The organism is Pseudarthrobacter sp. efr-133-R2A-89, assembly GCF_030209315.1.
In the GTDB taxonomy this organism is placed as follows: domain Bacteria; phylum Actinomycetota; class Actinomycetes; order Actinomycetales; family Micrococcaceae; genus Arthrobacter.
In genome coordinates this window covers 65,836-82,009 of the sequence record NZ_JARVSE010000006.1, presented here as the reverse complement: position 1 = coordinate 82,009, position 16,174 = coordinate 65,836, and the positions used below count along the sequence as shown (strand labels likewise).

Below are 16,174 nucleotides of genomic sequence, written 5' to 3'. Positions count from 1 at the left end.
CCGGCGCCTGAACTACCGGCGCCGGCCGCGGCCCCAACCAGCGGAAGAGAAAACCGTGCGTATCTCCGATCGCCGCTTCGCATTGTTCCTGATGACACCAGCGGCGCTGTTCCTGGCAGTTTTTGTTGCCTTCCCGCTGTTCCGCCTTGTCGCGGACAGCTTCTTCAAGATCTCCCCGATCGCCGGCGGCCCCCGCGAATTTGTGGGCCTGGACAACTACGTCCGGGCCTTCGCCTCCGAGGCCTTTACCGGCGCCGGATGGCGGACGCTGGCCTACACACTGGTTGTGGTCACGCTCGAATTCGCACTTGGCCTTGGCATGGCACTGCTGTTCACCATGCTGGGCAGGAGCTCCCAGATTTGGCGGACCGTATTCATGTATCCGCTCATGATTGCCCCGATCGTGGCCGGCCTGCTGTGGAAGTTCCTGATGATCGACAACTTCGGGCTCATTGGCACCCTCCTGCACCAAGCCGGCATCCTCTCCGACCCCAACCAGATCGGCTGGCTGTCGGACCCAAACATCGTGCTCTTTTCGGTGGCGATCCCGGACATCTGGCTCACCACGTCGTTCATGTGCTTGGTGCTCTTCGCCGGACTGCAGAACATTCCCGGGGATCTCATCGAGGCGGCCCGGCTGGACGGTGCCCGCGCCCCCGCGCTCCTGTTCCGGATCATCCTTCCTCTCCTCCGGCCGGTCATCGCCGTGGCTCTCGTGGTCCGGGGCATTGACGCTGCCCGGGCCTTCGACACCATCCTCATCCAGACCAACGGCGGCCCGCAGTCGGCCTCCGAGACCATGAGCCTGTTGATCTACCGCACCATGATCCGCTTTGGCGATCCGGGCCTGGCCAGTGCCATGGGCACCATCTACCTGCTGGCGATGCTCGCCGTCGCATTCTTCGCGGTGGCCACCATCTGGCGGCCCGGAAAGGACACCTGATGAGCACCGCAGAACGAACCACGTACGACGGCGGAACGCGGCACAAGGCGGCGCCGGCACCTTCGGCGCAGACCGGCACCGTCCAGCCCCGCAAGCGCCGCGGCGTCAACCGGGAAGGACTGGAAGCCGGCAGGCGAGGGACCCGCACCCTGCTCTGGATCCTGCTGGCGGCGGCCATGGTGCTGTACGGCTTCCCCTTCCTGTATTTGCTGTTCACGTCGTTCAAGACCCCGATCGACACCATTGCGGTTCCACCCACCATCCTCCCCAGGGAGTGGACCCTGGAGAACTACGCCAATGCCCTGGGCCGGAACGGAGTCCTGGCCTCGTTCATCAACAGCATCCAGACCGCAGTGATCAGCACGCTGCTTTCCCTTGTGCTGGCGGTACCGGCGGCCTATGGCATCACCCGGTACAAGACCCTTAGCGGCCGGATCTTCATCATGGCCGCGCTGGTGACCCGCATGGTGCCCCCGGTGGCCATCGGCATCCCGCTGGCGTCCATGATGGCGTCAATGGGCCTTTCCGATACCCCGATCGCCCTGTCCATCGCGCATACCACCATCTCGCTGCCGCTCTCGATCTGGCTCATGTCCAGCTTCTTCGAGGCGGTGCCGAAAGACCTTGAAGAAGCTGCCACGGTTGATGGCTGCAGCCGGCTGGGCGCGTTGTGGCGGGTGGTGATCCCCGTGGTGTCCGGCGGTGTCGCCGTCACCGCGATCTTCGCCTTCCTGGCGTCCTGGAACGAGTTCCTTTTCGCCCTGTTGATGACGGCCATCCGTTCCCAGACAACGCCCGTGGTCATAGCCAACTTCCAGACCCAATTTGGCCTGGACTGGGGTTCCATGACGGCGTTGGCCGCCGTCTACTCCATCCCGGTCATCCTTTTGACCCTGCTGCTGCAGCGCAAGATCGTGGCGGGCATGACGCTCGGCGCCGTCAAGGGTTAGACCCCCAGCAACGAGTAGCCTACTGGTAACCCCCAGGGGCATCACCAACCATAAGGACGTGGGACGCAGATGAGTAACAGGAACATCGGGATCAAGGACGTGGCCGTAGCCGCCGGCGTGTCCGTGACGACTGTTTCCCACGTCCTCAACGAGGTTTCCTATGCCCGGATCAGCCCCGAAACCAGGGACAAGGTCCGGTCCGCCGCCGAGCAGCTGGGTTATGGCCCCAACCGGCTTGCGCAGGCCCTCCGGACCCAGCGGACCGGGATGCTGGGGCTGGTGAGCGAGGATATCGCCACCACGCCCCACGCCGGCCGGATCATCCTGGGTGCCGATGAGGCGGCGAAGGCCCGGGGGTACAACCTCATGATCATCAACACCTCCGGTTCCGCCAGCCTCGAATCGAGGCAGGCGGATGTTGAGGCCCTCCTGGAGCGCCGGGTGGACGGGATCCTCTACGCCACCATGTACCACCGCACCGTGAAGCTGCCGGCGAACCTGGGCACCGTGCCCTCCATCCTGGTTGACTCGGTGGCCACGGACGGCAACATCACAGCCGTGATTCCGGACGAAGAAGGTGGCGCACGCGCGGCTGTGGGTGCGCTCCTCGAGGCCGGCCACACGCGCGTGGGCTACCTCAACAACACCGACGATGTCCCGGCGACACGGCAACGGCTCCACGCCTTCCGGGCCGCACTGGATGAGGCAGGGCTCGATGGCGGCACGGCGCCCGTGGAGGCGGCGGCCTCGGAGGTCCAGGGCGGTTACGAGGCGGCCCTGCGCATCCTGGCCCACGACGACCGCCCCACCGGGCTCTTCTGCTACAACGACCGCATGGCGATGGGCGCCTACCGGGCCGCCGCGGAGCTGGGACTTTCCATCCCGTCCGACCTCTCCGTGGTGGGCTTTGATGACCAGGAACTCATCGCCGCCAACCTCTACCCGGGCCTCAGCACCGTCGCACTGCCCCATTACGAGATGGGCGCCTGGGCAACCGAACACCTGATTGACGCCGTCGAGGGGAAGACGGACCTGTCCCTCATGGCACTGCATCCGACCATCCTGGGCTGCCCGCTGGTACGCCGCGATTCCATCGCGGCCCCACGCCACTGAGCAGCCAACCCTTCCACGTCCCGGAGGACCGCACCAACATGTCCACCTTCCTTGATGCCGCACGCCCGGAAACACCGGCCGGAACCGCCAGGTTCCGTCCAGCCATCCATTTCACGGCGAGGGACACTTGGCTGAACGATCCCAACGGCCTGGTGTTCCACGACGGCAAGTACCATCTCTTCTTCCAAAACAATCCGTTCGGCAACGTCTGGGGCAACATGTCCTGGGGCCACGCCACCTCGACCGACCTGCTGCACTGGACTGAACACCCGGTTGCCATCGCCTGCGACGACGAGGAGGACATTTTCTCCGGCAGCGTCGTGGTGGACGACGGCAACACGGCCGGCTTTGGCTCTGCGGAGCAGCCCGCACTCGTGGCCATCTACACCAGTGCCTTCAAAGCCGCCTCAAAACTGAACGGCACGCAGGCCCAGTCCCTTGCGTACAGCACCGACGGCGGCATGACGTGGCAGAAATACGACGGAAACCCTGTCCTCACCAGGAATTCGGCGAACTTCAGGGATCCCAAGGTGTTCCGCTACCAAGGGGACCAGGGCGCGTACTGGGTCATGGTCGCGGTCGAAGCGCATCACCAGCAGGTGGTCTTCTACCGTTCGGACGACCTCAAGTCGTGGGATTTCCTGAGCGATTTCGGCCCGGCCAACGCCGACGCCGGTGACTGGGAGTGCCCCGATCTCTTTCCCCTCGCAGTGGACGGGGATCCGGGCAACACCAAATGGGTCCTGATCGTCAACGTCAACCCCGGCGCAGTGGCAGGGGGGTCCGGCGGCCAGTACTTCGTGGGCCAGTTCGACGGCGCCCGGTTCGTTCCGGACGCGGGTTCCCTCGTGGCTCCGGCCGGGCTGCGTACCGTCCCGGACCCTTCGGAGGCTGCGGCGGCGCTGCGGGAATGCCTCTGGCTTGACTGGGGACGCGACTGCTACGCCTCTGTCTCCTTCAGCAACGCCCCGGACGGCCGCCGCATCGTCATCGGCTGGATGAACAACTGGGATTACGCCAACGAACTGCCCACCGCACCCTGGCGGTCGTCCATGACCCTGGCCCGCGAATTGCGGCTCGCCACGGTCAACGGCTCCGCCCGCCTGGTCCAGCAACCAGTCCTGGCAGGGCGAGGCCAGGAGGGAAGGCTCCCGCGTGCCACAGAGCTGACGGACGCGGGATTGCGTGAGCTGAACGCCGCAGGCCTGCGGCTGCCGGACGCAATCCCCGGCGCCGCCCAGATCATCGAGGCCGAGCTTGCTCCTGGCGGTGCTGACCGGATCGAGGTGCGGATCTTCGGCAGCAGTGACCGGACAACGGGCGCTGTCCTGAGCTACGACACAGCCAGCGCCCGGCTCAGCCTTGACCGCCGCCACTCAGGCGACACCGGCTTCCATGCCAAGTTCGCCTCCGTCGAATCAGCCCCGCTGGTCCTGGAAGACGGTGTCCTCAAGCTGCAGATCGTCGTCGACCACTGCTCCGTGGAGGTCTTTGCACAGGGGGGCAAGGTGGTGATGACCGACCTCGTCTTCCCTGGCGCCGGGCACCTGCAGACCTGGCTCTCGGCCGACGGGGGCCAGGCAACCGTGCTGCACCTCGCGGTTTCATCACTTACCTAAGGAAGGGTCCAGAATGTCAACAGCCCCGCACCTCCACGGTGGTTCCGGTCCGGACGTGATCGTGGTCGGTGAAGCCTTGGTGGACATTGTCGCCTCACCCCACGGCACGGCTGAACATCCGGGTGGATCACCGGCAAACGTCGCCTACGGACTCGGCCGCCTGGGCGTCGATACCGCACTCCTCACCTCGATCGGCGTGGACCGCCATGCAACAGCCATCGAAGAACACCTTCGAAGCGCCGGCGTACGCCTCCTGCCCGGTTCCAGGCGGCCGGGCAGGAGCGCTACCGCCACCGCCGTCCTGGCTGCGGATGGATCAGCCCGGTATAACTTCGACATCCACTGGGACCTGCCACAAACGGCGCCTGCCACGCTGCCCAAAATCCTGCACACCGGTTCCATTGCCTCCTTCCTGGCACCGGGAGCGGCAGCGGTCCGGGACCTCCTTGAGCAATCACACCGGCGCTGCGTTGTGACCTACGACCCCAACATCCGCCCCGCGCTGCTCGGCAGCCACGTCCAGGCGAAGACCACCTTCGAGGAACTCATCCCGTTCACCGACGTGGTCAAGCTCAGCGACGAGGACGCCCACTGGCTCTATCCGCGGCGGCCACTGGAGGAAGTGTCACGCCATCTCCTGGCCTTGGGCGCCGGGCTTGTCGCCATCACCAAGGGATCGGACGGCTCCATGCTGGCAACACGGGACGCCCAAGTGCTGGTTCCCCCGGTCACCGCCGCGGTGGCTGACACCATCGGGGCCGGCGACTCCTATATGTCCGCCCTGATCTACGGGCTCCTGATGCGCGGCGCAGACGGACTGGCGCCGTCAGTCCTCGAAGCGCTGGGAGGGATGGCGTCAAAGGCCGCCGCCATCACGGTTGGCCGCCCCGGTGCCCAACCGCCAACATTGGATGAACTGCAGTCAGACGCGCCTCAATACCAGCCGGCGAACCAGTGAGAACACCAAGGAAAGAAGCTATGTCCAGCAGCAACTACTACGACGTGACGGCGTGGCCCATCGGAAACCCGGCCCAGGACGTCGGGGAAGTCATCAACAGCATCATCGCGGACGTCAAGGAACGGCAGACCGCCACCGATGTGGACCACGGCGGAAAGCCGGGGGCGGTGATCTACCTGCCCCCCGGAGACTACCGGCTCCGTACCCAAGTGGTGATCGACGTCAGCTTCCTCAAGATCCAAGGTTCGGGACACGGCTTCACGTCATCGAGCATCCGATTCAATGTTCCCGAAGACGAATGGCCCGACCTGCACGAACTGTGGCCGGGAGGCAGCCGGATCCTCGTGGACCTCGTTTCCGGTGATAAAGCAGGGGACGCGGCGGGAGCCGCCTTCCTCATAAAGCGGGACGGCAGCCCTCGGATCAGCTCCGTGGAGTTCTCCAATTTCTGCATCGACGGCCTGCACTTCGTTCAGGACGGTTCGGGCCTTCACCCAGAGAACACCTACGTCAACGGCAAAACCGGCATCTATGTGGCGACCGCCAACGATTCGTTCCGCATCAACGGCATGGGGTTCGTCTATCTCGAGAACGCCTTGACCATCCACAACGCGGACGCACTGTCCATCCACGACAACTTCATCGCTGAATGCGGAAGCTGCATCGAACTGCGCGGCTGGGGACAGGCATCGAAGATCACGGACAACCTGGTGGGAGCCGGCTTCAAAGGCTATTCAATCTATGCCGAGAACCACGGCGGACTGTTTGTCACTGCCAACAACGTCTTTCCCCGGGGTGCGAGCAGCGTCCACCTCAGGGCGGTCACGCGGTCAAGCGTGAGCAACAACCGGCTGCATTCCTTCTACCCGGGGATGGTGGTCCTGGCGGAAGGCAGTTCCGAGAACCTTGTGGCCACCAACCATTTCCTGCGCGACCATGAGCCCTGGACGCCTTTCCTGGGAATCGGCAACGGGCTCGATGACCTCCACGGGCTGCTGTCCGTCAGTGGCAACAACAATTCGATTATCGGCAACCACTTCTCCGAAGTCATCGATTCGCAGGCCATCCGGCCGGAGGGCGCCACACCGGTGATCATTCGGCTGGTGGAAGGGTCAGCCAACTTCGTCTCCAACAACCATGTGGTTGCCCTCGACGTCAATGCCACCTCGAGCGACTCCTGCTTTGAGGCGCAGGTGGACGCCCTCCTGGCCACAGACGCTGCCGACGGGCTCGCCGTCACGGCCGTACAGGTCGATGCCGGATCCACCCGCAATACGATCCTTGACTCCGGAACCGAAGCCCAGGTGGCCGCCGACAGGGCAGCCAACGCTGTCAGGGCAACCCCGTCAGTAGGTGTCCGGGCTGTTACGGGGCCGGCGGGCCAGTAGGGAAACGACCGGTGCAGCACAAGGTCCCCGGTGCCGGTACCGGCGACCGGGGACCTTCTGCGGAGGGGCAACCTAGTGCGTCAGGTCCTTGCCCTTGGTTTCCGGGATGGTGAACACGACGGCCGCACTGATCACCAGCAGGAGCACCGCATAGACGTTGAACACCTGCGGTGCGCCCAGCGTGGACCCCAGCCACTGCTGCAGGTAGGGGGCCGTGCCGCCGAAGACCGCCACGCAGATCGAGTAGGGGACGCCAACGCCCACGGTGCGGATCGACGTCGGGAACAGCTCTGCGTAGACCGCCGGGACGATTGCTGCGCTCGCCGCCACGAAAATCAACATCACGGACATGCTCACCGCCAGCTGCCAGGCGGAGTCCTTCAACAGCCAGGTCATGGGGAAGTGCAGCACGGCGGAGCCGATTGCGCCGGCCCAGAGGACTTTCTTGCGGCCGATCCGGTCTGAGAGCTTGCCCCAGACCGGCAGCGCCGCGATGAAGACGATGTTGGCGACCACGCCTGCCCAAAGTGCCTCGCCGCGGTCGATCTTCAGCGCCGTGGTCGCATAGCTTGGGGCCACCACACCCCAGATGTAGTAGATCACCGTGAGGCCAACCGTCAGGCCGATCACCTGCAGCGCCTGCTTGCGGTAGCGGACAATCTGCGGCCAGATCGCCGCACGCCTGGCCGTGGTTGCTTCACCCTCAAACGCTTCGGTTTCATGCAGCCGTGACCGCATGATCAAGGCATACAGGCCCATGGCTGCGCCGATCAGGAACGGGATCCGCCAGCCCCAGGCGTTCATTGCCTCGGTGGTCAGCGCCATGTTCAGGACAGCCCCCAGGAGGGTGCCGAACAGGATCCCCACGGTTCCCGACGTATAGATCAGCGTGGCCCAGAATCCGCGGTGCTCCTTGGGCGCCATTTCGGACAGGTACGTCTGCGACGACGGCAACTCCCCGCCGTGCGCCAAGCCCTGGACCAGCCGGGCCACCAGGAGCATGAGGGACGCGAACGCGCCCACGCTGGCGAAGGCGGGCGCAACACCGATCATCAGGCTGCCCAGCGAGGCGAGGCCCACGGCGAGCGTCATGGAAGTCTTCCGGCCCACCCGGTCGCCGATCCAGCCGAACAGGAACCCGCCGAACGGCCGGGCCACGAAACCGACGGCGAAGATCGCCAGCGTGGACAATACGGCCGATGCCGGGTCTTCCTTGCTGAACAGCTGGCTGGCAATGAAAGGGGTGAACGTGGCATAGATTGCCCAGTCGTACCACTCAACGGCGTTTCCGATGCCGGTGCCGACGATGGTTTTCGCGGTGGACATGCGTCCAGTCTGGGGCTTGCTTACTGCGACGGACATGGTGTTCTTCCTGGTCGGTTGGGTCGGGGGGAGGCAGGTTGCGCTGGTTCCGGAGGCTAGGAGGCCGGGGCGAGGGCGCCCAGCCGTGACATGGCGAGTTCCGCGTACAGCGCGGCCCCGTCAGCCAGCACGCCGTCGTCGAACGTTGCGTACGGTGAGTGGTTGAACGGTGAGGTGGCCGGATCGCCGCCGGGGGCCACGGCGCTGAGGCCTACGAAGGTGCCGGGCACCTCGGCCAGCACCCTGGAGAAGTCCTCGGAGCCGCTGAGCGGGGTTGCCCAGCGTGAGAGCCGGCGCTCGCCGAACAGTTCGGTGATCACCTTTTCGGCCGTGTGTGTTTCGTCCTCGCTGGTGATGGTGAGGGGGTATTCCTGCAGGTAGTCGACGGCCACCTCCACCCCGTGCGCTGCGGCGATCCCTTTCAGCAGGCGCGGGACGGCGTCCATCATCTTGTGGCGTGACGCCTCGGAAAAGGTCCGGATGGTGGCCTCGATGCGGGCGGATTCGGGGATGACGTTCCGTTTGGTGCCGGCATGCAGCACGCCCACTGACAGGACCACGGGATCGAACATGTTGAACTGCCGTGTGACCATCACCTGCAGGGCGGTCACCATCTCCGCGGCAACGGTGACCGGGTCCTTCGCCGAATGCGGGGCGGAACCGTGGCCGCCTGCGCCGAGCACTGTGACTTCCAGCCCGTCCGAGGCGCTGAGCATGACGCCGGGCTTGGTGCAGAAGGTGCCGTGCGGCTCCAGCGAGGAGAACACGTGCATTCCGTAGGCTGCCTGGACTCGGGTTCCGGCGGCGTCCAAGACGCCTTCGCGGATCATGTAGCTTGCGCCGTCGAACCCTTCCTCGCCTGGCTGGAACATGAGGACGACGTCGCCGCCAAGCAGGTGCTTCTTGTCGGCCAGGAGCGTGGCGGCTCCCACGAGCATGGAAGTGTGCAGGTCGTGGCCGCAGGCGTGCATGGCCCCGTCCGCCTGCGACGTAAAGTCGACGCCGGTCTTCTCCTGCACGGGCAGCCCGTCCATGTCGGCGCGCAGCAGGACCGCGGGGCGGGGGCCGGCGGCTTCCCTTCCGGCGGCCTCCCCGCCGGGGTGCCCTCCGCGCAGGACTGCGGTGACCGACGTCGTGTCCTTGCCCAGCGTGATCTCAAAGGGGAGTCCGTCCAGTGACTGGAGGACCTTCTCCTGGGTGCGGGGGAGGTGGAGCCCGATTTCCGGTTGGCGGTGAAGGTCGTGGCGCAGGCGGATGAGGTCTTCCTGCAGGTCCTTGGCGTCGGCGGTCATGGGCACGTGGCACTCCTTGGCAATTGGCGTTCGGGCTTGGAGACTATTCTGGAGTGGCATGGTTCACACTCGGCCAAACCGCTGGAATTATGCTTCAAACCGCGCCTTGGAACAGGATTCACGCAATGGGAGAGTTGTGTCAGAAGAGCTGAGCGAAGACGATTTTGCCCTGATCCAGGTCCTGCAGTCCTCCCCGCGGCTGGGCTGGGCGGATGCCGCCAAGGTCCTCGGCGTACATCCCACCACGTTGGCCGCCCGCTGGGAGCGGCTGACCTCAAGCGGCGCATCGTGGGTTACCGCCCACCTTGCCGGGGATCCGAAGCAGATGCTCCTTGCCTACGTTGCGGTGGACTGCGAGATGACCCGGCGCGAAAGCGTCACGGCCCAGCTGGCAGCCGTCCCCGAGATCGTCACCGTGGAAGAGGCGGCCAGCAACCGGGACCTGATGCTGACCGTCATCACCCGCTCGCTGGAGGAATTCAGCGCCAAGATCATCTCCAGGCTCAAGGCCATTGAGGGCCTGACCAAGTACCAGGTGGCCCTTTGCACGCGGCTGCACAGCAGCGGGGACGACTGGCGGCTGAACGTCCTGAGCCGGTCCCAGCTGGCTGCGCTCCGGGCGCTCGGCACCCAGCCCGGGACCGAACCGGGGCCGGCTGCGGGCCGGCTGCCTGAGAGCCACCTCGACCTCCTGCCGTTCCTGGCGCGGGACGGCCGTGCCACCGCCGCGGACATTGCGCGCGCGCTGGGCCGCCACCCGGCCACGACGCAACGCCAGCTGAACCGGGTGCTGTCCAGCGGCATCCTGTCCTTCCGCTGCGAAATCGCCCAGCGCTATTCGTCGTTTCCGGTGACGTGCCAATGGTTTGTCAACGTACCGGCAGGCGGGCACGAGGCCGCGGCGGCGGAAATACGGGCTATCAGCAATGTCAGGCTGAGTGCCTCAACAACCGGACCCACCAACTTCGTGATCATCATGTGGCTGCATTCGCTCGCCGACATCATGTCTGCCGAGTTGGCGTTGCAGCAGAAGGTGCCCGGCATCGAGATCGTCGAAAGCGCAGTGATGCTGCGGACAGTCAAGCGGGTGGGCTGGATGCTGAGGGAAGATACGACGGCGACCGGCGCCGTGGTGCATGAAGCGAGCCTGGGCGCAGCAGAGTGAGGGAGCTGTGCGCTACAGAGTGCGGGAGCTGTGCGCTACGGCGACCGGCGCCGTGGTGCATGAAGCGAGCCTGGGTGCTGCAGAGTGAGTCCGCGGTGCGCTACGCCGTGCGACCGGCGTCGGCCTCGATGCTTGCCTGCCGCATATTCTTCCTGTCCCGGATGCTGAAGAGCCCTGCTCCCGCGGTCCCAATGCCCAGGGCCACGAGGATGCTGGGCCCTGCTCCGCCCGCCGGCCCGAGGGTGGCCGCCAGGATCTGGCGCGACAGCACGGCCATCTCCTGGAAGTCGCCAAGGTAGACGCGGGTCCCGAGGACGTAGTTCACGCTGGTGAAGAGCGCTGGAACAAGCCAGAGCAGGGCCACGTCGGCTGCCCACACCAGGAGCCGGACGAGCGGCCTGAATCCACACCACGCCAGGGCCAGGCCAATCAGGACCGCCGGAAGCCAGCGCCAGGCCATGCTGATCGGGGCGGGGACGGCGTCCGCGCCCGCCATGAAGGTGGTGGCTGCGGCCAGCCAGGAAGCGAAGGGCACCGCCATGAAGCCGACGCCCAACGCGGCCACGGCGCGCGACCTTGCAGCGAGCATCAGCAGCGCCAAGGCGCCGGCAGCTGTGGCCGCGATGGTGCCGCCCAGCAGGCCGGCGAAATACAGGGCTGAACTGGATCCGGGCGCCAATCCGTCGTTGAGTGCGGTGAACGATTGGACGGTGGCACCTATATGGACCAGCAGCACACCAAACAGGGCGCCCGCCGTGGCAAGGCCGCGGCGGCCCGGTTTCCATACGCGGAGGGCCAGGCCCGCGGCCGCTGCGCCAACGGTCAACAACGCCACAATGGTCGTACCCCGGTATTGGCTCAGCGGCAGGAACGTGAGGGGCATGTCCGCCGGAAGGGCGTCGCTGGCCCATAGATTTTGCAGCGGGAGCCGGGCTCCTGTAACCAGCCACGGGGCGAGTCCCACGAAGGCGGCAGCGATGCCGAGCAGGACGGCGGTGCCGGTTTCCGCGGCCGGAGTCCGGCCCGCGGGTGTGCGGGGGGTCCGGCCGGGGCGCCGGGAAGCTGGGTCCGAGACGGATGTTCCGGTGTCCTGGTGTGGGCCGGTCTTGTCCTGCGCGGGGTCTTCCATGGGGGTCCCTTTGTTCGCCGACGTTGCTGGTTCGCCGAGGTTGTTGGTTCGCCGGTGCGGCCTGAGCTGGATGGACTATAGCCGCAGCAATAATACAGCGTTTGGAATAAATACTTTAATACTTCCGCATTACGGATTTATCTTTCCGGAAACATGCATTCCCTAGTTTTGGGATGACCCTGCGGCGTTCCGGCGCCGCCATCCGAAGCAGACGCCGCTCCCGTGCGGTGTCCCTCCCAACGAACAGGCACACAGCATGAAGATCACCGCCTCCGCCACCACGCGGCCGCCGGCCCAGGATGCACGCAGGAAACCGTTGTACAGGTCCCTTTTCGTCCAGATCCTCGTGGCGGTGGTGGCAGGCGTCCTCATCGGCCACTTCTGGCCGGACCTCGGCGCAGGACTCCGCCCGCTCGGCGACGGCTTCATCCAGCTGATCAAGATGATCATTGCGCCGCTGATCTTCCTGGTGATCGTCACCGGGATCGCTGCGGTCAGCGACGTCAAGGCCGTGGGCCGGGTGGGCGTCAAAGCCCTGGCCTACTTCACCGGCGCCACGCTGTTTGCCCTGGTCTTCGGGCTCGTCGTCGCCAACCTGGTGCAGCCCGGCGCCGGCCTCAACATCGATCCCGCCACCCTGTCCCAGGACGCACTCAACGCCAAAACCTCCACCGCCCCGCCCAAGGATGCCGGTGCTTTCCTGCTCGGCATCATCCCCACCAGCGTTGTAGGCGCCTTCGCCGGCAACAACCTCCTCCAGGTCCTCTGTTTCTCCGTCTTCTTCGGCGTGGCGATCGTCGTCGTCGGCCGTGACCGCTGCCTGCCGGTGATCACCCTGATGGAAACCGTGCTCGAACTGTTCTTCAAGATCATGGGCTGGGTGATGCGTGCCGCGCCGGTGGGAGCGTTTGGCGCCATGGCCTTCATCATCGGCCAGTATGGCCTCGATTCCCTCGGGACCTACGCGGTGCTGATCGCCGCCTGCTACGGCGCCGCAGTGGTGTTCATCGGACTCCTCTTCGTGGTGGCATGGGCCTACCCCCGGGTGCCGTTGTGGCAGTTCCTCAAGTACACCCGCGAGGAATTCCTGCTGGCCTTGGGTACGGCATCCACCGAGTCCGTCCTGCCGCGGATCATGACAAAACTGACCAACGCGGGCTGCTCCCGTGCCACCACGGGCCTGGTGGTTCCCACCGGCTACTCGTTCAACCTCGACGGCGCAGCCATCTACCTCTCCATCTCCCTGCTCTTCCTGGCCCAGGCCTTTGGCTACAACCTTGACCTGGGCCAGCAGCTCGCGGCCCTGGGCATCCTGATGCTGACGTCCAAAGGCATGGCTGGAGTTCCCGGATCTGCTTTCCTTGCCCTGTCCGCCACCGCTGGTGCGCTGGGCATCTTCCCGGTAGCCGGCGTCGCGCTCCTCCTCGGCGCCGACCGCCTCATGGACTCCATGCGGGTGGTGGTGAACCTGCTGGGGAACTGCGTGGCAACGTTCGTAGTGGCCAAATGGGAAGGACAGTTCGATCGCGAGGCCATGGTCCGGGCGTTCGCCGGTGGGGACGCGGCGACGGAATCCGCCGGTGCAAGCACGACGACGGCAGTGGCCGGACAGCCGCACGTTGCCACGGTGCCGCACGGGGAAGCGGCGGGAACCGGCGCCGAGATCACGCACCCGGGCGCAGTCTCTGCGCAGCCGGCAACCGCTTCGCCGGCGGCAGTCCGGTAGGTACGCGCGCCCCGCTTTCCTGGGCTGCCTTCCGCACCCGCGCTGTCGCCCCGGCCCGGCCCGACCGACCGTCCCCGGAGACTGTTGTCCGGCCCGTGTTGCACACTGTCCCTATGACTTTTGCCAATGTGGGAATGCTCGGAACCAAGCCCGGCCAGCGCGATGCCCTGGTGGCCATACTGCTCCGGCCCAAGCCCGGGATGAGGGAAGCCGGCTGTCTGCTGTACGAGGTGGGGATCAATGACGACGTTCCGGACACGGTGTTCGTCTCCGAACTCTGGGAATCCGCGGAGGCGCACCAGGCATCACTGCAATTGGACAGCACGCGCGCAGCCATTGCCGAGGCCATGCCGCTGCTGTCCGGGGAAATGGCCGGCCACCGGTTCACGGTGCTGGGCTCGCCGCTGCAGTAGGGGCTGGTGTGCCACCGCTGCAGTAGGGCCGGTGTGCCACCGCTGCAGTAGGGCCGGTGGCGCCACTCCGTAGGGCCGGTGGCGCCACTCGTCGCAGTGCCCGGAAGCCCGAGGCCGGAAATTAGGTTCAGCTTTCGGGTACCGGGCCAGCCTGAGTGGACTACGGTAAGCGGGGTAAGGAGGACACATGAAACCGCTGCCCGCGCTTGAACTTGTCACCCGCCTCGAGGATGCCGACTGGCTTGATCCCCTGGCCAAGAGTGTCCGGAAAGCCGTAAAGAAGGCCATCCCGGCCCGTTGGGCCCGCGATGTCCTGCACGGCGTCCCTGTCGGCCACCCGGTCCATCCCCTCGCCGTCCAGGTGCCAATTGGCGCTTGGCTTTCGGCCGGCGTGCTTGATGCCGTTCCGGGAGGCGAGAAGGCCGCCAGGCTCCTGATTGGAGTCGGCGCGGCCAGCGTGGTTCCGTCCGCCCTGGCGGGGTTCACCGACTGGTCGCAGCTGCACCCGCAGCAGCAACGGGTGGGGCTGGTGCATGCGGCGGCCAACGTCACGGCTACCGGCCTCTACCTTGCCTCGCTGGTCCAGCGGGCAAGGGGCAGCCAAGGCAGCGGCAAGGTCCTGGCTTACCTGGGGCTGGCCACGGTGAGCGCCGGTGGCTTCCTGGGTGGCCACCTCACCTACCGGCAAGCCGCCGGTGTGAACCACAGCGAGGAAATCCCGCACCGTTTCCCGTCCGGCTGGCATCCCCTGGCGCCGCTGGTTGACCTCCCCGAAGGCGGCCTCCACAAGCGCGACGTGGCCGGGATCCCGCTGCTGGTCCACCGCGAGGGTGACACCGTCAACGTCCTGTCCGACGTTTGCAGCCACCTTTCCGGACCGCTTCATGAAGGCAAGGTCAAGGACGACGGCGGGGACCCGTGCGTCGTCTGCCCCTGGCACCGGAGCACTTTTTCGCTGCGGACCGGCGAGGTCAAGGCCGGGCCTGCCACTGCCCGCCAGCCGGTCTTCGAAACGCGCACCAACGGCGGCCTCGTGGAGGTGTGCCTGCCCGGGGCTGACTGAGCGGGCAGCCTCGGCCCGCGAGCCAAGGCCGTTCGGCCCTACTGCGCGGTACGGAACGGCGAAAGAATTGGCTTATGGCGGGTGCCGGCGGAGTGGAACCATGAGTCAACGCCGCAGCGTCAACATGGAGCTGCGCTCGGTGATTCGCCACGCGGGGGTGCGACTGGACGATGCGTGTTTCTGAACCCCGGGAGATCGCTTCCGGCCTCCTGCTCCTGACCTCCGGCAGCGGGCCGATGGCTTCGAACTTCTACCTTGTCCGGTCCGGGCCGGCCTGGGCGCTCGTCGACTGCGGTTGGGGAGGCAGCGCGGGACCAGCACGCATTGCCGTTGAGCGCGTCCTCGGGCCGGGGGCGAAACCTGACGCGATCTTCCTGACCCACATCCACCCGGACCATTCCGGCGCCGCAGGTCCGTTGGCCCGGGCGTGGGAGGTGCCGGTGTACGCCCACCAGGCCGAGTTGCCCATGGCTGCCGGAAGATATGTCCCCGCGCGGTCCATGCCGCTGGACCGGTGGATCACAGCCCCGCTGATGTGGTCGCTGCCGGCCCGTGCGCGTCGCAGGATTGAGGCCGCGGGTGACATTTCGGACCGCGTGCGGCCCCTTCCCCGCAGCGGCGAAGTGCCGGGCCTGCCCGGGTGGGTGGCGGTGCCCACGCCGGGCCATACCGCCGGGCATGTTGCCTACTGGCGCGGCGGCGACGGCGTCCTCATCACCGGCGACGCAGTCGTCACGGTGAATCTGAACTCCGTCCGTGGGATCCTGCTGGGATTGCCCGACCTGTCCGGGCCGCCGTGGTACACCACATGGAATATGGACATGGCAAAGGACTCCGTTGCGCGGCTCGCTGGACTGGGACCCCGCCTGCTGGCACCCGGGCACGGGCAGCCCTTGGCTTTTGGGATCGTTCCCCGGTTGAGGGCCCTGGCCGCGAAGGAGCCAAGGCGGCGGACCGCAATTCGCCGGCGCGCCGCGGGAGCACCCGGGGCTGTCTAATGCGCGGAGATCGAAGCGTCGCCGCTTTGCGGCTGCGGCTCCTCCGGGGCTGTCA

General features: G+C 66.3%; 14 protein-coding genes. 11 read left to right on the top strand and 3 right to left on the bottom strand.

Annotation, left to right across the window (positions count from 1 at the left end; translation table 11 throughout):
• Positions 1 to 55: 55 nt before the first annotated feature.
• The 6 genes from QRM95_RS12050 to QRM95_RS12025 all read left to right on the top strand — a co-directional run bounded on the left by QRM95_RS12050 (position 56) and on the right by QRM95_RS12025 (position 6,971).
• The gene (locus QRM95_RS12050; RefSeq protein ID WP_109045611.1) at positions 56 to 943 is read left to right on the top strand and encodes a carbohydrate ABC transporter permease; all 888 of its coding nucleotides are present in this window, start codon (positions 56 to 58) and stop codon (positions 941 to 943) included.
• Entirely contained in the window at positions 943 to 1,893 is a 951-nt protein-coding gene (locus QRM95_RS12045) for a carbohydrate ABC transporter permease (RefSeq protein WP_285247826.1), read from the top strand. Before QRM95_RS12050 ends, QRM95_RS12045 begins: the two co-directional genes overlap by 1 nt.
• Before the next feature lie 69 nt (positions 1,894 to 1,962).
• A complete protein-coding gene (locus QRM95_RS12040; RefSeq protein WP_285247825.1) occupies positions 1,963 to 3,006 on the top strand; it encodes a LacI family DNA-binding transcriptional regulator in 1,044 nt (347 codons plus the stop codon).
• A gap of 38 nt (positions 3,007 to 3,044) precedes the next feature.
• A complete protein-coding gene (locus QRM95_RS12035; RefSeq protein ID WP_285247824.1) occupies positions 3,045 to 4,625 on the top strand; it encodes a glycoside hydrolase family 32 protein in 1,581 nt (526 codons plus the stop codon).
• Between the two features lie 13 nt (positions 4,626 to 4,638).
• Complete coding sequence (locus QRM95_RS12030; protein ID WP_285247823.1) at positions 4,639 to 5,583, top strand: carbohydrate kinase family protein; 945 nt, start codon at positions 4,639 to 4,641, stop codon at positions 5,581 to 5,583.
• A 20-nt stretch (positions 5,584 to 5,603) separates the two neighbouring features.
• The gene (locus QRM95_RS12025) at positions 5,604 to 6,971 is read left to right on the top strand and encodes a NosD domain-containing protein (protein ID WP_285247822.1); all 1,368 of its coding nucleotides are present in this window, start codon (positions 5,604 to 5,606) and stop codon (positions 6,969 to 6,971) included.
• A 72-nt stretch (positions 6,972 to 7,043) separates the two neighbouring features.
• On the opposite strand, the gene QRM95_RS12020 is transcribed toward QRM95_RS12025, so the two are convergent.
• Entirely contained in the window at positions 7,044 to 8,297 is a 1,254-nt protein-coding gene (locus QRM95_RS12020; RefSeq protein WP_502934959.1) for an MFS transporter, read from the bottom strand.
• A 92-nt stretch (positions 8,298 to 8,389) separates the two neighbouring features.
• Positions 8,390 to 9,631 (bottom strand): M20 metallopeptidase family protein, encoded by a 1,242-nt coding sequence (locus QRM95_RS12015; RefSeq protein ID WP_285247820.1) that lies wholly within the window; start codon positions 9,629 to 9,631, stop codon positions 8,390 to 8,392.
• Between the two features lie 130 nt (positions 9,632 to 9,761).
• On the opposite strand from QRM95_RS12015, the gene QRM95_RS12010 reads away from it, so the two are divergent.
• Positions 9,762 to 10,790 carry an Lrp/AsnC family transcriptional regulator gene (locus QRM95_RS12010; protein ID WP_285247819.1) on the top strand — a complete coding sequence of 343 codons (1,029 nt, stop codon included), beginning with the start codon at positions 9,762 to 9,764 and terminating at the stop codon, positions 10,788 to 10,790.
• A gap of 100 nt (positions 10,791 to 10,890) precedes the next feature.
• Here the strand turns inward: QRM95_RS12010 and QRM95_RS12005 are convergent, their stop codons facing one another.
• Positions 10,891 to 11,919 carry a hypothetical protein gene (locus tag QRM95_RS12005; protein ID WP_285247818.1) on the bottom strand — a complete coding sequence of 343 codons (1,029 nt, stop codon included), beginning with the start codon at positions 11,917 to 11,919 and terminating at the stop codon, positions 10,891 to 10,893.
• Positions 11,920 to 12,175: 256 nt separating this feature from the next.
• On the opposite strand from QRM95_RS12005, the gene QRM95_RS12000 reads away from it, so the two are divergent.
• The 4 genes from QRM95_RS12000 to QRM95_RS11985 all read left to right on the top strand — a co-directional run bounded on the left by QRM95_RS12000 (position 12,176) and on the right by QRM95_RS11985 (position 16,119).
• Positions 12,176 to 13,645: a cation:dicarboxylate symporter family transporter gene (locus QRM95_RS12000; RefSeq protein WP_285247817.1), complete on the top strand. Its 1,470-nt coding sequence runs from the start codon at positions 12,176 to 12,178 to the stop codon at positions 13,643 to 13,645.
• A gap of 113 nt (positions 13,646 to 13,758) precedes the next feature.
• Positions 13,759 to 14,058, top strand: a complete 300-nt coding sequence (locus QRM95_RS11995) for a putative quinol monooxygenase (RefSeq protein WP_285247816.1) — start codon at positions 13,759 to 13,761, stop codon at positions 14,056 to 14,058.
• A gap of 187 nt (positions 14,059 to 14,245) precedes the next feature.
• Positions 14,246 to 15,121, top strand: a complete 876-nt coding sequence (locus QRM95_RS11990) for a Rieske (2Fe-2S) protein (RefSeq protein ID WP_285247815.1) — start codon at positions 14,246 to 14,248, stop codon at positions 15,119 to 15,121.
• A gap of 170 nt (positions 15,122 to 15,291) precedes the next feature.
• Positions 15,292 to 16,119: an MBL fold metallo-hydrolase gene (locus QRM95_RS11985; protein ID WP_285247814.1), complete on the top strand. Its 828-nt coding sequence runs from the start codon at positions 15,292 to 15,294 to the stop codon at positions 16,117 to 16,119.
• Positions 16,120 to 16,174 lie beyond the last annotated feature (55 nt).